Source organism: Variovorax sp. CCNWLW225, assembly GCF_037204045.1.
Taxonomy (GTDB): Bacteria; Pseudomonadota; Gammaproteobacteria; order Burkholderiales; family Burkholderiaceae_C; genus Variovorax.
The window spans coordinates 12,706-27,856 of the sequence record NZ_JBBCBV010000016.1 but is presented as its reverse complement, the minus strand read 5'-3'; the positions used below and the strand labels follow the sequence as shown (position 1 = coordinate 27,856).

Sequence of the window (15,151 nt, the reverse complement as noted above, 5' to 3'; positions counted from 1 at the left end):
GCACATGTCCCATGTATCTTCCGCAGCCGCAGCCGCAGCTGGGCCAGCTGCAGTTATCGCATACGGTGCTGTAAATGCAGCCGATCTCCAGATCCACCACCGCTTCGAGCAAGTGGGCGATGTGAAGGTGTTCTATAGAGAAGCAGGGAATCCGAACTCGCCCAAGATCCTTCTTCTGCACGGCTACGCAGCATCCTCGTTTATGTACCGCGGACTGATTCCGCTGCTCGCAGACAAGTATCACGTGATTGCGCCCGACCTTCCGGGCTTTGGGTTCACAGAGGCACCCGCCAGTGGCTCGTACTCGTATACCTTTGACCAACTCGCCAAGACCATTGGTCAGTTCACCGAGCAGCTGAGGCTTGACCGCTACGCCATGCAGGTGTTTGACTACGGCGCCCCAGTCGGATGGAGGCTCGCTGTAGCAAACCCATCACGTATAACCGCGATCATTTCTCAAAACGGCAACGCGTACGAGGAAGGGCTTGGCAATGGCTGGGCTCCGATTCAGAAGTACTGGAAGGAGCCTACGCGGGAAAACCGCGAATCCTTGCACGAGTTCCCAACGCCGTCTTCGATCAAGTGGCAGTACCTGGAAGGTGTGCCTGATCCGAGCCTCGTGCCGCCCGATGCCATCGCCCTCGAAAGCTATCTGGTGTCGCGTGCCGGTAACGCGGACGTGCAGTTAGATCTGCTGCTCGACTACAGGACCAACGTCGCGAAGTATCCTGAGTTCCAAGCCTACTTCCGCGAGCATCAGCCACCGCTGTTGGCTGTTTGGGGGAAGAACGACCCCTTCTTCCTCCCAGCGGGTGCCGCTGCATGGAAGCGCGACATCCCTGGGGCTGACATCCGGTTTTACGACACTGGACACTTGGCACTTGAGACCCATGGCGCCGAGATTGGTGCGGTTATCCGGGCGTTTCTCGATGCGCACGTAAAGTGATGAAACTGGGGCGGGTATGCCGATCCACCGCTCGAATAGCGCCAAGTACACCTCGGGTGCAACGCATTTCGCAAACTTGCAGGCCTTATCAAAAAGCGCGCTGCGGCTTGACGCGGCGCGCCCGATCACGGTCATGAGCGAGCCCGATCAAGCGTTGACCTTGCCTCCGCAGCAAAGCGTGCTCACCAGAGGTTCCAGCTGCCCGCAAGTGCAAGCTTCAGCAGGGAGGATCCAGCACATTTAGAGAATGCTGACTCGCCCGCGCAGCGCAGGTGTCGTTGCATGTCGCGCGGGCATAACTGAAGGTGGCGCAGCATTCGGACATTGGTCGGGCTATAGGTGCCAACCAATCTAAACTGCGCACCGTCGGCTCACTCAGGCGTGGACGAGGACGTTGAGGCACTTTCAAACAGCTTCAACTGCCTACACGTACACAGCCCTTGTTACCGGAACACAGCGATTGATTGGAGGGCGATCTTGCACAGAGGGTGAGGTCAAACGCCCTTCGAAGCCGTCTGCCCCGCCGAGGCTAGGAGCTGAATCTCCCAGGCCAACGCGATGCCACTGCCGCCGCCATGCTCCAGCAACACTTGAGACAGCCCCTTGGCCGTTTCCTCTCGTGCCCAGTCACGCTGCCACTCAGCAAGCACGGCTAGCCATGTGATGGGAACCACGCCAGTTTGCACCAGTCGTCGCACAGCCATGTCATGTGCTTCAGCGGATACGCCGCCAGATGCATCTGTGACGACGAACACGTCATATCCCTCACCAACGGCTTGAATTGCCGGCATAGCAAGGCACACTTCACTCCAAAGCGCCGCCAGGACGAGCTGTTTACGACCAGACTTTTTAACGATGTCTGTGACCGCGGGATCCTCCCACGTGTTGATAAATGTCCGATTAATTGGCTTCTGTTCCGGGAAAACATCTTGCAAGCCCTTCAAGAGGTAACCCCCTCGCTCCTCAAGCACGGTTGTAAGAATCGTTGGGACGTTGAATGCCTTGGCACCTTTGGCCAAAGCAATCACATTATTCGCAATCATCGTTGGGTCATGACTGTGAAGATTTGTGAATTGGAAAGGCTGATGATCAATAAGAACAACTATGCTGTCTTGGGGACGGAGAAGTGCGGGAAGGCCGGCTTTAATCATTCGAAACTCCTGGTCAGGCGTGCGCGATGCAGTGGATTAGGGCAGCTGACGCAAACTTAGCTCATTAGTAAGCCGAGTCTGCATTCCGTCCGGCAAGCATCGCAGCCGCCGGCGCCCGATCCCGATGGTGCCAACACTTCCAGTGCCATGCACTATCTAAAAATGCTTGCCCGGGCTAGTCCTAAAGACAGAGCGACGTTCTGAGACGCAACCTTACGGTCAACTTTCGCCGGATTGAGGCAATATTGAACAGTGCTTTCCACAAGGTCTCGTTAGATACTGCGGCGGCCGATTCGAAGGACTTAGCACATCAGGCACCCGTCATCGGTAATGCCCTATCCAACACGAGTCTGGAACATTAAGTTGAGAGCACTTAATCATCACATTCTCAGAGACATGGATGGAAATTTCGTCCTCACCAACAGTTGAACACCAAGCCCCTCGCTCTAGAGCAAATTGTCGAAGGAATCTTCGACGAAATCGGTGTCCACTTTGAGCAACTAAGAATAACGCTGCGCAGGGCTACAACATGTGTTTCGGGGATCCGATGCGGGCGCCGCTGGTCGTCCAACGCAGTGCCATAAATTCGCAAACCAAGGAACTTCTATGATTGATTTAAACGGGAAACTGGCGCTGGTTACTGGCGGATCGCGAGGCATTGGTGCAGCCATCGCCACAACGCTAGCCGAAAATGGCGCTGACGTTGCCTTCACGTATCGCAATGCCCCAGAGAAAGCTCTATCTGTCGTTAAGCAAATCGAGAGCTTGGGTCGCCGTGCTTTCGCTATCCGGGCCGACAGTACTGATCCGGAAGCAATCGTGCGCGCAGTAAAAGAGGCGGGAGCATCGCTCGGCGGCATTGACATTCTCGTCAACAGCGCCGCGATCGGCCACAGCGGCATGATTGCCGATCTGGAGTTGAAGGAGTATCAAGTACTTATGGATACCAACGTGCGGGCGCCCGTTTTATTTTCAAAAGCTGTCATTCCGTACCTTAAGGAAGGGGGGCGCATTGTTTCGATTGGCTCCGGGTTGGCGGAGCGTGTGCCTTTCCCTGGTGTTACGGCATACGCGATGACGAAGTCAGCACTCGTGTCGTTTACACGGGGACTGTCACGTGAGCTGGGCCCAAAGGGAATCACCGTAAACTGCGTGCACCCAGGCGCGACGGATACCGATTCGAACCCCGCAAACGGCCCGGCGGCTGACTTCCAAAAGGCACTGACCGCACTTGGACGCTTTGGCGAGCCCAAAGAGGTCGCTAACGCTGTGGTCTTCCTTGCAAGCCCTGCCGCAAGCTTGATCACCGGCGCGACCCTGCTCGCTGACGCCGGCGCTCTCGCCTAAGAATCAAAGAACGCGTTCACAGATGCTCCTCCAAAGGGGTATCCGACATCCAAGCAGCAAAGCAGCAAAGCACGCGAGATTCACCCTTCTCAGTTGTGTCGTTTTTGCACAGCGTGAACTGATCCAGGCGGCGTCTTGCGGCACTGGGATCGCATTCAAACGACTCACTGGAGTTCACATGGGAAGATGGTGCACGAAATGGCGGTGCTCGAGCGGCTGAAGCGCCAGCCAAGTCCGGTGGAGAGAATCAGACCCCGGAGGCGCCAGCGACTTCGCGGTGAGCCGCGCCGGGCACAACGGACGGCGCTTTCTTGGCGTTGCCGAAGAAACGGCAGCGGCGGCTGGCGAGGTACGCTGAACCTATTCATCAGGATGGACGGATATCGCCAAGTGCGGCCGGATTAAATGGCTGAGATGGCCAACGTTTGCCCGGGAGGTGTCAATGCTGCAAGTGCACACTAAGTCAGACTGACAAGCCACAACGCTCTCATGCATCGGGGATAGGAGCGGCGGTCTCGACATGGAACGCCGAGTGTTGACGCAAGAGGCCGCGGACTTCGTCAGCGCCGAAGAGAGTCTGGGCTCCAGAACTGATGTAGTTGAAGCGCAAGATGCGCAAGACTTGTTCGTTCGTCGGCACCGTCACTTGATGCGCCTGACGCGCTGATGCATCGCTCCTGCGGCCATGAGCGGCACTGAGGTGAAAGTCGTGCTCGGTTCCGCTCAAGCCGGTCGGCTTCTGACCGACTTCGGGCCAGCGTCCAGTGGGCATTTTTAGTCTGTTTGCCGCAATCTTAAACAGTGCTTGCATCCACCTCTGCGGGCATACTGACCCCATGCTGGCTCAAGACCGAATGGCAGATGATTCTCGCTGCAGCGTTCTCCCACGCTTTCTCCGAAACTACCGGGTAATTTAGACCAGGAGGATCTGCCGCAAAGGTAGAGGCAATACCGGGCCAGCTCCACTGGCTTCGGCACTGCGACAGACGTCGAAACCGGAAAAGCATATGTATGTTCTTTGCTGAAGCTTATGGGCTGTCCTAGGAGGCAGCACTCGGCGTCCCTTGGGTTCACCATAGCGACGAAGAGACGTCAAAGACTTCTAGAACCCGGGAGCCGTGCCAATCGGCGCCACGCGCCCGAGACTATGGACGGAAATTCGTTTCGACCTCCGACGACCCTTCGCGCTGCCGCACCGAGAGATCGCTTCGCAATGGATGCCATCCTTCGCTCTCGCCCCCGACAACGACCGGTCTTTGACGCTCGGCGGTCGCTCATACCTTGGGCCTGGTCGAGGGAACGCCAACAAGCCTCCGTACTTGGACAACCATCGCAGTCGCAGGATTGACATGCCATCTCTACCGAACGACCTGGACCTGCGCCAGCTCATACAGTTCTCAGCGGCGGATGGCCGCATCTGGATGGGCGGTCGGCGCATGGTCTTGCTGCATCTGTCGGCACTAGGCTCGCTTCGCCGGGAACTGCTTCTGAGCTTTGGCCGAGAGCAGTCTCGCCGTGTTCTCATGCGTGCTGGCCATGCGTCCGGCCGGCGCGATGCAGTGCTAGCTCGTCAGGTGCGCGGTGAGGCGGCACTGCTTGAGATGTTTTTGGTGGGTCCACAACTGCACATGCTGCAGGGCGCCGTGCAGGTCACCCCCGAGCGCTTCGATGTCGATATTGAACGCGGTCACTTCGACGGTGTCTTCCGCTGGGACCATTCATGGGAGGTGGAAACCCACATCCGTGATTTCGGCCCGCAGACCGAGCCTGTGTGTTGGATGCTGCTTGGCTATGCTTCGGGCTACACGAGCGAATTCTTCGGCCGTCCAATCCTCTTCAAGGAAACGGAGTGCAGCGCCTGCGGTGCTCCGTCGTGTCGCATCGTCGGCAAAGCGGCGGCCGCTTGGCCGGAAGCCGAAGCAATGGCGGGCGACTATGAGCCCGATTCGATGTTGATCCGGCTGGAAGATTTGCAGTCTCAAATAGAGAGCCTGCGCTCCACTCTGGAGGCCTCGGATGATTTGGGTCCGCTGGTCGGCAAGTCCAACGCCTTTGACTCGGCACTCGCGCTGCTGCGCAAGGCAGCAGCCACGCAGGTAACGGTTCTACTGACAGGCGAGACAGGCGTCGGCAAAGAGCGCTTCGCCCGCGCGTTGCACGCGATGAGCCCCCGTAAGGACAAACCATTCGTGGCGATCAACTGCGCTGCCTTACCGGCTGAGCTGATCGAGAGCGAGCTATTCGGCGCCGAAAAAGGCGCCTTCACAGGCGCAAGCGCCCCACGCGTTGGCCGCTTCGAGCGGGCCGATGGCGGCACATTGATGCTCGACGAGCTAGGTGAACTACCACTACCCGCGCAGGCCAAGCTGTTGCGCGTGCTGCAGCTTGGCGAGCTCGATCGCTTAGGCGGCACCCAGTCGCGCAAGATCAACGTGAGAGTGGTCGCTGCGACCAATGTCGACCTTGAGGTCGCAGTCGCTTCGGGTCGCTTCCGGCGCGACCTGCTGTACCGTCTGAACGTTTACCCGATTCGCGTTCCGCCGCTGCGCGAGCGCAGCGACGACATCGAGCCGCTCGCGATGCACTTGCTGCAGCGCTTTGCGGCGCTCCATAGCAAGCGAGTGGCCGGCTTCTCCGACCGCGCGCTCGACGCGATGCGCCGCCACGCTTGGCCCGGCAACGTGCGCGAACTTGAGAACCTTATCGAACGCGGCGTAATTCTTGTCAGTGACGGCGAGCCAATCGATGTGGATGCGCTTTTCCCCGGGTTGCCGGACACCGGCGCCCTGACAGTAACGGCAGTGGGCACACTGGAGCCGCCGTCCGTGGCCGCGTCCGATTCTCTCTTTGATGAAGTATCACGGCGAGGCCTGACGCTCGACGCGATGGAGCAGCTGCTGATTAAGGAAGCCGTCGCTCGCTCCGGCGGTAACCTCGCGGCGGCAGCACGCGCGCTGGGCCTAACCCGGCCGCAACTGAGCTATCGCGTGCAGCGCCTCCGCAGCGGCGACGTGCCTCAACCCTAATCGCAAGAGGCCGTTGGCGCCAGCAGACAGCCTTCATCAAATGATGCAAACGATGCAGGCTGCTTGACGCTTTGATAACCCTGCGTCGAAGTGCGGTCGGATTCCGACCCTCTAAAAAGCTCTGAGCCAGCCCCAAGCGGTCGTCCAACAGCCCCGGAGGCGATGTTTGCTGGGGAATTGCCCTTGTGCGATCGAGACCGCACTTATCTGGCATGGCGCGTGCAACAGACATAGCAACTCCCTCCGAGATCACGAAATGGAGATGCACGCAGATGACCTCGACCACATGTGCACGACCGGTTCGCCATCCTCAATGAGAGCAACCGCATGCGCTATCGGCACAGGCGCCCCTGTCTATCGCGAAGCAGCATTACAGGTATTTCCATCAGAACTTCTCACCTGAGATTCACTATGACAACCCTTACTAGAGCTCGCATCCTCGTGATGCACGGCGAGCACCTGGTCGATGCCGGGCTTACAGCCACACTATCACGCCATAGCTACATCGAACTTCTCGAACCCTGCACCGCAGAAAGAGTTGAGACGCTTTTGCATTGGCTGTTTGCGCAGCGAGTAGACGTTGTAATTACCGATTACGACCGTGGGTTGTCACTGGCCGCTGCGCTGCATCGAGCAAAGGTTTCCTCTGGTACGCGAGGGCCGCACGTCATGGTGGTCACAAGTCGCGCGACCCAGTCCGAGATCCGAACTGCGCTGGAGCAGGGCGTTGCTGGTTATCTGACCAGCACTAGTCCGGCTAACGAAGTCATGGATGCAGTGTTGAACGTGCAGATGGGCATCCGTCATGTCAGTGGATCACTGGCCATAAGCCTCTTGGACAATGTTCTCAATGAACAACTCACGCCGCGCGAAACTGACGTCTTGCGCCTCGCTGCACAAGGCCTTGCCAATAAGGTGATCGCTGCGCGGCTGCAGGTCGAACTCGGGACCATCAAATGCCACATGCGCGGGATCTTGGAAAAGCTAGGCGCAAGTAATCGCACAGAAGCTGTGGTGATAGCGCACGAGCGGGGTTTGCTAGCACCAGCGCCAGTGCCATTCCTCGCGCGCCCGGGCGTCAAGTCAAGTTCGGCTTCGCCGGCCTGCTTTCGCGTTGCAGCTCCTTCCGTGGCGAACGGAGTCGGCTCGGAGCAAGCGCCTCTACGCTCAAAGCCGGTCTGGGGAACGGCGTATCAGTAATCTCACTCACAGGGCCGCGCTTGGAAGGAAGTTGCCTATGTAGTACCTCTCTGCCGCCAAAAAACTGCTCCTTCGTAGCCCTGGTCGTCGGAAATGGGTTGGCGCTTCATGACAATGAAGTGGATCAATTTCGAAGATTCGGGGGTCAAACCTTCTTGAAAACTAGGAAAGCACCACTTCATGTCCAACATCGCACCCACGCATCGCAATCCCGCCGCAGCGGCGGCGGAGACCTCAACTGTCGGCACTACCGATGCGCAGGTCTTTTCCACAACCAAGCCCATTTCGAACGTTTCGCCATTGGCCGTACTGCAGACGATCTTGTCTAGCCCGACCAATCTGGACTTCGTCAAACAGTACACCACCGATGACTTCATCTATGTCTCGCTGAATTATGGGAAACCGGAAGTCAAGCAGGCTCTGCCTTGGGCCGGGACGACCAAAGGCGTCAAAGGTCTGGTTCAGACGTTTATCGATGTGCATCGCTATTGGAAGGTCGACAACTTCCAGATCCAGGACAGCTTTGAGAATGAGGACGGCGCCGCGATCTTCGGTACCTTCACCTATACGTCAACCACCCTGGGCAAGACCGTTACCTCGCCGTTTGCGGTTTTGGCACGGGGAAATGGCGGCAAGCTTTCGTACGTTCAGTTCATGGAAGACACCTTTGCCACGGTCCGCAGCTTCCGTGAAAGCGGGCAATACCACATCAAGGCCAACCCGGACGGGTCAGAGACCGACATCTGAGTGTCTGGTGCTGTTTGAGCAAGTCACCTAGTTCGGCGAACTTGCGGGCGTGGATACCGGTCTCGTCCTCGAGCGTCGCGAACACCCCGCCGTTCGCGGTGCTCGGCCGCTGCCGTGAGTGACGATCCCACTCGCGCACACCACCTGGTGGTCCTTGGCCGAGCGCCGCAGTTGCTCTGCGGTCCTGATGCGCCACTTCGCGAGTTGAGGGCGAACCAGGGCCACCGGATGGCGGCAAGGCTCAGGCCCACGGTCGCGTAGTCGTCCACGACGCCATCGCGCTCCTCCGGCGCGGCAAACTCGACCGGGTCTTCGAACGTGCGAGCTTCCCGAAGCATCTTCGTTGGTCGCGTCTCAATGGCATCGGCCGCCTCGCCCTAGTCACGGCGCCGATTTCGACACCACGGGTCTCGAGCGCTGCTGTTGGGCGAACGCGCCACAGGTTCATGGCGAAAATGTATGTGCGCTTCATGTCGCCTCCTTTGGAGTTATGCAGGGTTGAATGCGCCTGCTTCAGCTGAAACGAGGCGGCGGCCGATCGATGACACGACTGCCTTAAACACAGCAGAGTGCATGCCACGGACGATCACAGTTTTGTCCGACAGCGAGTGAGATGCCAGCGGAGGGGTAAAGCGTCGATCAAACCAGGCGAACTGATCTGGTACCTAAATAACCCAATGTGTACCGGCATCCTGTCTCCTACAACCGCCACATCATTGCCCTTTGCGTGATCGCAGCAAAGTTGAGAACCCGCGGCGGACGGGAGGTTCCGCAGAGTCCACAAGCGCCAGTCTGCGCCTTTCCGGGTATCGAGCTACCTTCTCGGGAAGATCGGCAAACCGGCCTCGACGTGAAGGTGCCCCGACTGGACGACGCTATCCGCGTCAACGATTCCAAGCTTCTTGAAGATCTTCGAACTCGTATCCGGCAGCAAGGGCACGAGGCACCTCGCGATCGTCCACAACGCGAACATCAGGCAGGAGAGAACTTCGGCAAGTTCCGCTGTGTTCTTGGTGGCGGCTGCGGGGTCGGCCGATCGAGAGCCTTTGGCCAAGACCCAGGGCGCGCGCTCGGCAACGTATCGGTTGCAGTCCGCCACGAAACCCCAGACCTGATCGAGCGCGCGATCGAAGGCAAAGGCCTCTGAATGGGCCTGTACAGATGGCGGCAGCTGCTTGGCATTCTGGAGCAACCAGTCGCTCTTACTATGGGCGACCGAAGGCCACGGCCCAATGCCCGCGAGATACTGAGCGACCATGCTCAAAACTCGGTGTACTAGGTTGCCCAATTGGCCTGCCAGTTCGGACTCGTAGGCTTGCTGGAATCTTGCATGCGAGAAGTCACCGTCACTTGTCGCTCGAATATGGCGCAGGAGAAAGTAGCGCAGGGCATCCGATCCGAACGCTTGTGCCAATGGTGTTGGATCAACAGCATTGCCCGTTGATTTGCCAATCTTGCGTCCCTCGGCGGTAACGTAGCCATGGACGAGGATCCTTGTGGGCAAGGGCAACCTCGCAGACAGCAACATCGCCGGCCAGTAGATCGCGTGAAAGCGAGTGATGCCCTTGCCGACAACGTGCTCGCGTGAAATGGCGAGATCCCACCATTGAGAAGATGTGTCTCCCTGAGTTCCAAAGCCAAGGGCAGAAATGTAGTTCACAAGGGCATCGAACCACACGTAGATCACTTGGCTAGGGTCTCCCGGTACCGGGATGCCCCAGCCACGGGCGCGAGTGGCACCACGCGATATGCTGAAATCCTCAAGGCCTCCGTCAAGCCACGAAAGCACTTCATTGAGGCGGGATGCGGGGACGATGTCGATCTCGCCGTGTGCGTAAGCTTTGCGCAGTTGGCTTTCATAACGCGAAAGGCTAAAGAACCAGTTTTCCTCTTCGATCCAATCCGGTCGCGTGCCGTGCTCGGGACAAAGGCCGCCCACAAGATCAGCATCCTTGTAGAACTGTTCGCAACCGGTGCAGTAGAGGCCTGAGTACACCCGCTTGTAAATGTCGCCCCGCTCAAAGCATTTCTTCCACAAGGCTTCAACGGCCGGCCGATGCCGCGGGTCGGCGCTGGTGCGGATGAAATCGTCGTAGGTTAGATTGAGCGTCGTTCCAAGCTCTGCGAAACGACCTGCGTTCCGAGCCACCAGATCCGTGACGTGGATGCCGGCGGCATCTGCCGCACGAACATTCTTGATGCTATTTTCATCGGTGCCGGCTTGAAGTCGGACCTGGAAACCTTGCTGACGATACAGGCGTGCAAGCGCGTCTGCCTGCACAGCTTCGAGCGCGAACCCGATGTGTGGGGCACCGTTGACATATGGAATCGCGGTGGTGACGTAGCGGCAGGCGCCCGCGCCCGGGGCGATATTCTCAGTGGACATGTGAAACTCCTCAAAGGTGGCGAGGCGGTTTCCCAATGAGAAAAGCCGCCCCAGGTGGAAGCGGCTTTGGCGTTGGTAGTGATCAGGTCACGCGCAGCAAATGTCCGCTTCCGGTGGGGAGCGCGACATCTTCATCGACACAGAGGTTGCTGAGGCTTTGTTGACCATGATGGGATGCTAGCCGATGCGTTGATTGATCGCAATGCGAATGGAAAAGTGACCGTAGATTGTCTTGGCGAGGGACGAGCTGGCGGGCAAAAACTTCTGCGAGCAAGGCCCGTTGAATTCCACCGATCTCTGACCCGGGATTGGAGGCCGGACTTCGAGGCTCGATGGGTTCACCGGGCAATCCGTATCACAATGCTCAGGCTGAGAGCTTCATGAATGCGGATTCCGTTGCCAGATGACATACCGCGCGCTTCTCGTCCATACCGCAAACGGGCAACTCGCTTCGATGTCCTCGCGTGGTCGCGTGGCAAGCTGGCCGCGGTCACTCACATAATGTTGATACCCAAGCGGCGACGGTCGATCAGGTCATAAACGGTCTGACACGATCGAGGAAATTTTCCGACGCCGCGCGCGAGGGTAATCACCGCTCAGAAAAGAACAAGGTCCCTTTGCAAACGTCTCGCCCGCAGCAAGGCCGTCGTTCAAGGCAGTTCTTGCGGCACCCGCATCCGGGTCAAATAAGGCACTAAGACGAGAAAACTGTGTGGATCTGCCGCAGATTGCGCCGCTGTTTCCGCGATTTGGTGGCCTCGATTGCGAGCCAGGTCGCGAGCTTGTCGGCATAGGGATCGAGCTTGCTTGAGCTCGCCCGCTTGGCGTAGCGCGGCGCTTCTTCGCCCGCTCGCAGGTACTTCTTTACGGTGTTGCGAGACAGGCCTGTACGCCTGGCTATCTCGCGAATGGACATCTGCTCGCGCAGGGCCCAGCGTCTGATGACACTCAATGTCGCCACGTCTATCACTCCTAGGATCCCCTGCCTTAAAAATGAGCAGGGTAGAGTTTTACGTGGGTCAGTCTTAGACGGAAATTAGTGCGTTAGCCGGGTCAATTTTCGGTGGCAATCAACAGCGTTACGACCTGCCGACCCAAGAGGATGCGCTCGCTGCATGCGAGCGGGAGCTCTCTTCTGGGCTCAGCGACGCGATTGAGTACGCGCTCGTCTACGACGCATTGCTCAAGAGCAAAGAGGGCACCACGCCAGCGCTAGTCTTTCGAATGGAGCGCAGGAGTGGCGCAGGTGCAGCCCAGTTCGCGCAACGTTATCAACTCAAGAAGAAGCTGCTTGTGCGTTCAGTGTCCTACGTACCACTCGAGGACTTTCAGCCCCTTGGTACTGGCCCGGCGTGGCTTGTCTAGGTCTCACCGCGACAGTTGTCGGCCAGTAGCCGACTCTGAGGGCAGGTGCAGAAAACGCATGCGCACTGGTCCCAAATCAGGTCAGAATTTCCCCGCAACCATCAGCCAGTACCGCAACACACCCGTATGCTGACAACCCCAGAGTTCTTGCTCTCGATCGTGGGGGGCATCCTTCTCTTATTTTTCGGAGAGGCGATTTGCCACATCCTTGGTCTCGTGGTCTTCGGCGTGTTCACACTCGGACAGATCAGGGTTCAAACCGATGACGATAAGACGCTGACTTTTCCTTGGCACGGCTTTGCAAGGGATCAAAGAGGGCGGCTTGTGGCCCAGATGGAAGTTGCAGGGGCCATCGGCATGTTGACTGTCATCATCGCGTTCGTCTTCTTTCTCGCTTGGCGAGGCGGCGCCTTCCGCACATAGAGACCAAAGACGAGCATTGCTGTTCCTACGGAACCACCACTCTTTCTGGCGTCTTGCGAATGCGCTGACTTCGCTCGGGTGCAGCATGACCTACAACGGCCCCGGCGACTTCCCGCAGCACAAACATCAGCGGGGTGAGCCCTTGTCGCAATACACGAAAGTACGCTCGCTATTGGCGATGACGGAGGACTGCTTTGGGCGAAACTGAACTTCGGCTTGGGCCGTTTCGCGACGGCAACGCGACCGGCTACAGTCGGCCACAAGCCGTCGTTCCCGGTGGAGGCTCAATTCGCCCGCTAGCAGACCTTCACGGCGTGTTTGGTGACGGATGGGTGGGAGCCTGTGGCATGCTGCTCCCATGAAACAAGACTGCCCTGCCCGGAAGAGGCCATGCCAATGAGGAATTCTGTTCTTCGCGCAATCAAGTGGCTTGTACTCGGGGCGGTTGTGCTTTTCGTTGCCTATGGAGGGTGGCTTTACTGGCTCTTTCATGGCGGTGTCTTCGCCACCTCGCGCTTCGATTCGACCGCTTGGTCCACGAAACAGACGAATGAATCCGTTTCCCACTGCTATCGAGGCGGCATGGCGAAGCACGTCAAGGAGCAAGTGCTTCGACCTGGGCTCAAGCGCGAAGAGGTTCTTCGCATCCTCGGGCAACCTGATTTTGAGAAGCCGGACGAAGTCCACTACGTGCTTGGCATGTGTAGCGGTCTCCGCATCGACTTCGATGGCCTGCACGTGTACTTCAATTCGACGGGAGAACTGGAGCGGGTCGCGATACTTCAGCACTGAGCCGAGCGCTGGCTCTTCCACCTTGCGATGCGTCGCCGACGATGTACCGCATGTGGCAGGATGCGGCCAGAAGCCGACCTTCCCGATGACCTCCCAATCCGACATGCGCAACATCAGGTCAATGCGGGAGCCCGGACAGAATCTGGCCAAGGCTGCGCGGAGGCGCTGAAGCCGATGCCGATGCCGATGCCGATGCCGATTCCTTCAGATCCTGAACCTTTGTTCATATGATCGTCCGCCACAAGGCGATCAGACAGCTCAATCTCGGCCGACGATTCCGCTGCGCCTTTTTTTGCATCTCCAGCCCTTTTATGATGATTCTTGGCAAAGTGACCTTGGCGAAGGCATTGATTCTTGATCGCGCGTCAGGCTGGCAAGCGCTGATTCGACGTTCAACACCGTTGGCTATCTGCCTGTGGTTGCTGGTACACGGGCAACTCGGGCATGCGGGACCGCCCACCCTGGGCTTCATGCGGTTGCCGCAGCCCGGCGGGGGACTGGTCACCGTCTTTTATCCGTCCTCCGACCCGGAGTTGCCTGCCGTGCAGGGCCCGTTCAGGTTCTCGTGGGCCGCTAACGGACGCGTGTTGAAGGGCAACGGGCACCTCGTTGTGATTTCTCATGGATCTGGCGGAAGCCCTTGGGTGCATGTGGACCTGGCGCGCGTGCTGGTGGAGCGGGGATTCACTGTGGCCCTGCCTCAGCACGCAGGCGACAACTACCTCGATCCCTCGGAACCAGGGCCTGAGAGCTGGATCAAGCGGCCGAGCGAAGTATCTCGAGCGATCGATGTCGTAGCCGGTAGCCGGCAACTTGGGGCTACTCTCGGCTTTGAGTCAGTAGGCTTGTTTGGAGGGTCTGCTGGCGGGCATGCGGCCCTGACTATGGCTGGCGGAAAGTGGTCCAAGCGGCGCTTCAGGGACCACTGCGAAGCGCACATCAGAGAAGACTTCTCTTCCTGCGTCGGCTTTTTCACCCTGCTGAAGGGCAACTGGCTGGATGGCCCAAAGCTTTGGCTGGCCAAATTTGTCATCGCCGCACGTTTCTCCGACGATACGGTTCAAGCTGGATTCGACCCGCGCATCAAATCGGTGGTCGCGATGGTTCCGTTCGCTGCGGACTTCGATCCAGCGTCCTTAATGCAGCCTGTGACATCGTTGGGGCTTGTCATTGCCGAACGAGACATCAACCAGATCCCCCGCTTCCACGCGGAAGCTGTCCTTGCGGCATGTGAGCCTCGTTGCGAAGTTGTGATGCGACTGCCGGAAGCTGGCCATGGTGCGATGCTCGCACCGACGCCACCGCTCGAACTCGGCAGCGTGGCGCACCACCTCTTAAGTGACCCTGCAAATTTTGATCGGGGACTGCTCGTCCCACAGCTCAATTCTCGGATTGCCGATTTTTTCCTCCGCACCTTAGCTGTCGGCTCGTGACTTCTCGAAATGTGAGCCGGAGCATCTCGGCGCAGCGGCTTGGCGCGCTTAAAGTCAGTTCTGCGCCGCTTGCAAGGGCTGCTTCGGGCCCGCCGGCGCCCTCGAAGATGTGACAGGTGCGGCCAAGAGCGGCCCTTCGCCAGTGGGGCACAATTCACTCATTCGAGCTCACCCGCTCACTGAGCAGCGTTCCGCCTGCTCATCACGTCTCCAGGCTTCACGAGGACTGGCGACACGTTGACTCCTGTTGACCCAACGCGAGCAGATCGAGGCCGTGCAACCGCACCGTCTTCCGTGATCAGGTCATCCCGGCTCTCTGAGGAGATCGAGAGCCC

General features: G+C 58.6%; 11 protein-coding genes and 1 pseudogene. 8 read left to right on the top strand and 4 right to left on the bottom strand.

Going from position 1 to position 15,151, the window contains the following annotated elements; genetic code table 11:
• Nucleotides 1–4: 4 nt before the first annotated feature.
• Nucleotides 5–946: an alpha/beta fold hydrolase gene (locus V9L20_RS21480; protein WP_337298160.1), complete on the top strand. Its 942-nt coding sequence runs from the start codon at nucleotides 5–7 to the stop codon at nucleotides 944–946.
• A gap of 494 nt (nucleotides 947–1,440) precedes the next feature.
• Here V9L20_RS21480 and V9L20_RS21475 read toward each other — a convergent pair whose 3' ends face one another.
• Nucleotides 1,441–2,097 carry a hydrolase gene (locus tag V9L20_RS21475; RefSeq protein ID WP_337298159.1) on the bottom strand — a complete coding sequence of 219 codons (657 nt, stop codon included), beginning with the start codon at nucleotides 2,095–2,097 and terminating at the stop codon, nucleotides 1,441–1,443.
• Nucleotides 2,098–2,703: 606 nt separating this feature from the next.
• On the opposite strand from V9L20_RS21475, the gene V9L20_RS21470 reads away from it, so the two are divergent.
• Nucleotides 2,704–3,444 carry an SDR family NAD(P)-dependent oxidoreductase gene (locus V9L20_RS21470; protein ID WP_337298158.1) on the top strand — a complete coding sequence of 247 codons (741 nt, stop codon included), beginning with the start codon at nucleotides 2,704–2,706 and terminating at the stop codon, nucleotides 3,442–3,444.
• A gap of 487 nt (nucleotides 3,445–3,931) precedes the next feature.
• On the opposite strand, the gene V9L20_RS21465 is transcribed toward V9L20_RS21470, so the two are convergent.
• Entirely contained in the window at nucleotides 3,932–4,255 is a 324-nt protein-coding gene (locus V9L20_RS21465; RefSeq protein ID WP_337298157.1) for a hypothetical protein, read from the bottom strand.
• A gap of 538 nt (nucleotides 4,256–4,793) precedes the next feature.
• Between V9L20_RS21465 and V9L20_RS21460 the strand changes: the two genes are divergently transcribed.
• The 3 genes from V9L20_RS21460 (at nucleotide 4,794) to V9L20_RS21450 (ending at nucleotide 8,417) form a co-directional block, all read left to right on the top strand.
• Nucleotides 4,794–6,470, top strand: coding sequence for a sigma-54-dependent Fis family transcriptional regulator (locus V9L20_RS21460; protein WP_337298156.1), 1,677 nt, complete (start codon nucleotides 4,794–4,796; stop codon nucleotides 6,468–6,470).
• A 411-nt stretch (nucleotides 6,471–6,881) separates the two neighbouring features.
• Complete coding sequence (locus tag V9L20_RS21455) at nucleotides 6,882–7,670, top strand: response regulator transcription factor (RefSeq protein WP_337298155.1); 789 nt, start codon at nucleotides 6,882–6,884, stop codon at nucleotides 7,668–7,670.
• 180 nt (nucleotides 7,671–7,850) lie between these two features.
• Complete coding sequence (locus tag V9L20_RS21450) at nucleotides 7,851–8,417, top strand: nuclear transport factor 2 family protein (protein ID WP_337298154.1); 567 nt, start codon at nucleotides 7,851–7,853, stop codon at nucleotides 8,415–8,417.
• A gap of 814 nt (nucleotides 8,418–9,231) precedes the next feature.
• Here the strand turns inward: V9L20_RS21450 and metG are convergent.
• Both metG and V9L20_RS21440 read right to left on the bottom strand, forming a co-directional pair.
• Entirely contained in the window at nucleotides 9,232–10,803 is a 1,572-nt protein-coding gene (metG, locus tag V9L20_RS21445) for a methionine--tRNA ligase (protein WP_337298153.1), read from the bottom strand.
• Between the two features lie 712 nt (nucleotides 10,804–11,515).
• Nucleotides 11,516–11,773, bottom strand: a pseudogene (locus tag V9L20_RS21440) (helix-turn-helix domain-containing protein); the annotation flags it as partial.
• Between the two features lie 521 nt (nucleotides 11,774–12,294).
• Here V9L20_RS21440 and V9L20_RS21435 point away from each other — a divergent pair.
• From V9L20_RS21435 to V9L20_RS21425, 3 genes are all read left to right on the top strand, one after another.
• The gene (locus V9L20_RS21435) at nucleotides 12,295–12,591 is read left to right on the top strand and encodes a hypothetical protein (protein ID WP_337298152.1); all 297 of its coding nucleotides are present in this window, start codon (nucleotides 12,295–12,297) and stop codon (nucleotides 12,589–12,591) included.
• Nucleotides 12,592–12,987: 396 nt separating this feature from the next.
• Nucleotides 12,988–13,383, top strand: coding sequence for a hypothetical protein (locus V9L20_RS21430; RefSeq protein WP_337298151.1), 396 nt, complete (start codon nucleotides 12,988–12,990; stop codon nucleotides 13,381–13,383).
• 227 nt (nucleotides 13,384–13,610) lie between these two features.
• Nucleotides 13,611–14,816, top strand: coding sequence for an alpha/beta hydrolase family protein (locus V9L20_RS21425; RefSeq protein WP_337298150.1), 1,206 nt, complete (start codon nucleotides 13,611–13,613; stop codon nucleotides 14,814–14,816).
• Nucleotides 14,817–15,151 lie beyond the last annotated feature (335 nt).

Coding starts and splice junctions, on each gene's coding strand:
- V9L20_RS21480 (WP_337298160.1), top strand. CDS start 5: ATGTCCCATGTATCTTCCGCAGCCGCAGCCGCAGCTGGGCCAGCTGCA.
- V9L20_RS21475 (WP_337298159.1), bottom strand. CDS start 2,097: ATGATTAAAGCCGGCCTTCCCGCACTTCTCCGTCCCCAAGACAGCATA.
- V9L20_RS21470 (WP_337298158.1), top strand. CDS start 2,704: ATGATTGATTTAAACGGGAAACTGGCGCTGGTTACTGGCGGATCGCGA.
- V9L20_RS21465 (WP_337298157.1), bottom strand. CDS start 4,255: ATGCAAGCACTGTTTAAGATTGCGGCAAACAGACTAAAAATGCCCACT.
- V9L20_RS21460 (WP_337298156.1), top strand. CDS start 4,794: ATGCCATCTCTACCGAACGACCTGGACCTGCGCCAGCTCATACAGTTC.
- V9L20_RS21455 (WP_337298155.1), top strand. CDS start 6,882: ATGACAACCCTTACTAGAGCTCGCATCCTCGTGATGCACGGCGAGCAC.
- V9L20_RS21450 (WP_337298154.1), top strand. CDS start 7,851: ATGTCCAACATCGCACCCACGCATCGCAATCCCGCCGCAGCGGCGGCG.
- metG (WP_337298153.1), bottom strand. CDS start 10,803: ATGTCCACTGAGAATATCGCCCCGGGCGCGGGCGCCTGCCGCTACGTC.
- V9L20_RS21435 (WP_337298152.1), top strand. CDS start 12,295: ATGCTGACAACCCCAGAGTTCTTGCTCTCGATCGTGGGGGGCATCCTT.
- V9L20_RS21430 (WP_337298151.1), top strand. CDS start 12,988: ATGAGGAATTCTGTTCTTCGCGCAATCAAGTGGCTTGTACTCGGGGCG.
- V9L20_RS21425 (WP_337298150.1), top strand. CDS start 13,611: ATGATCGTCCGCCACAAGGCGATCAGACAGCTCAATCTCGGCCGACGA.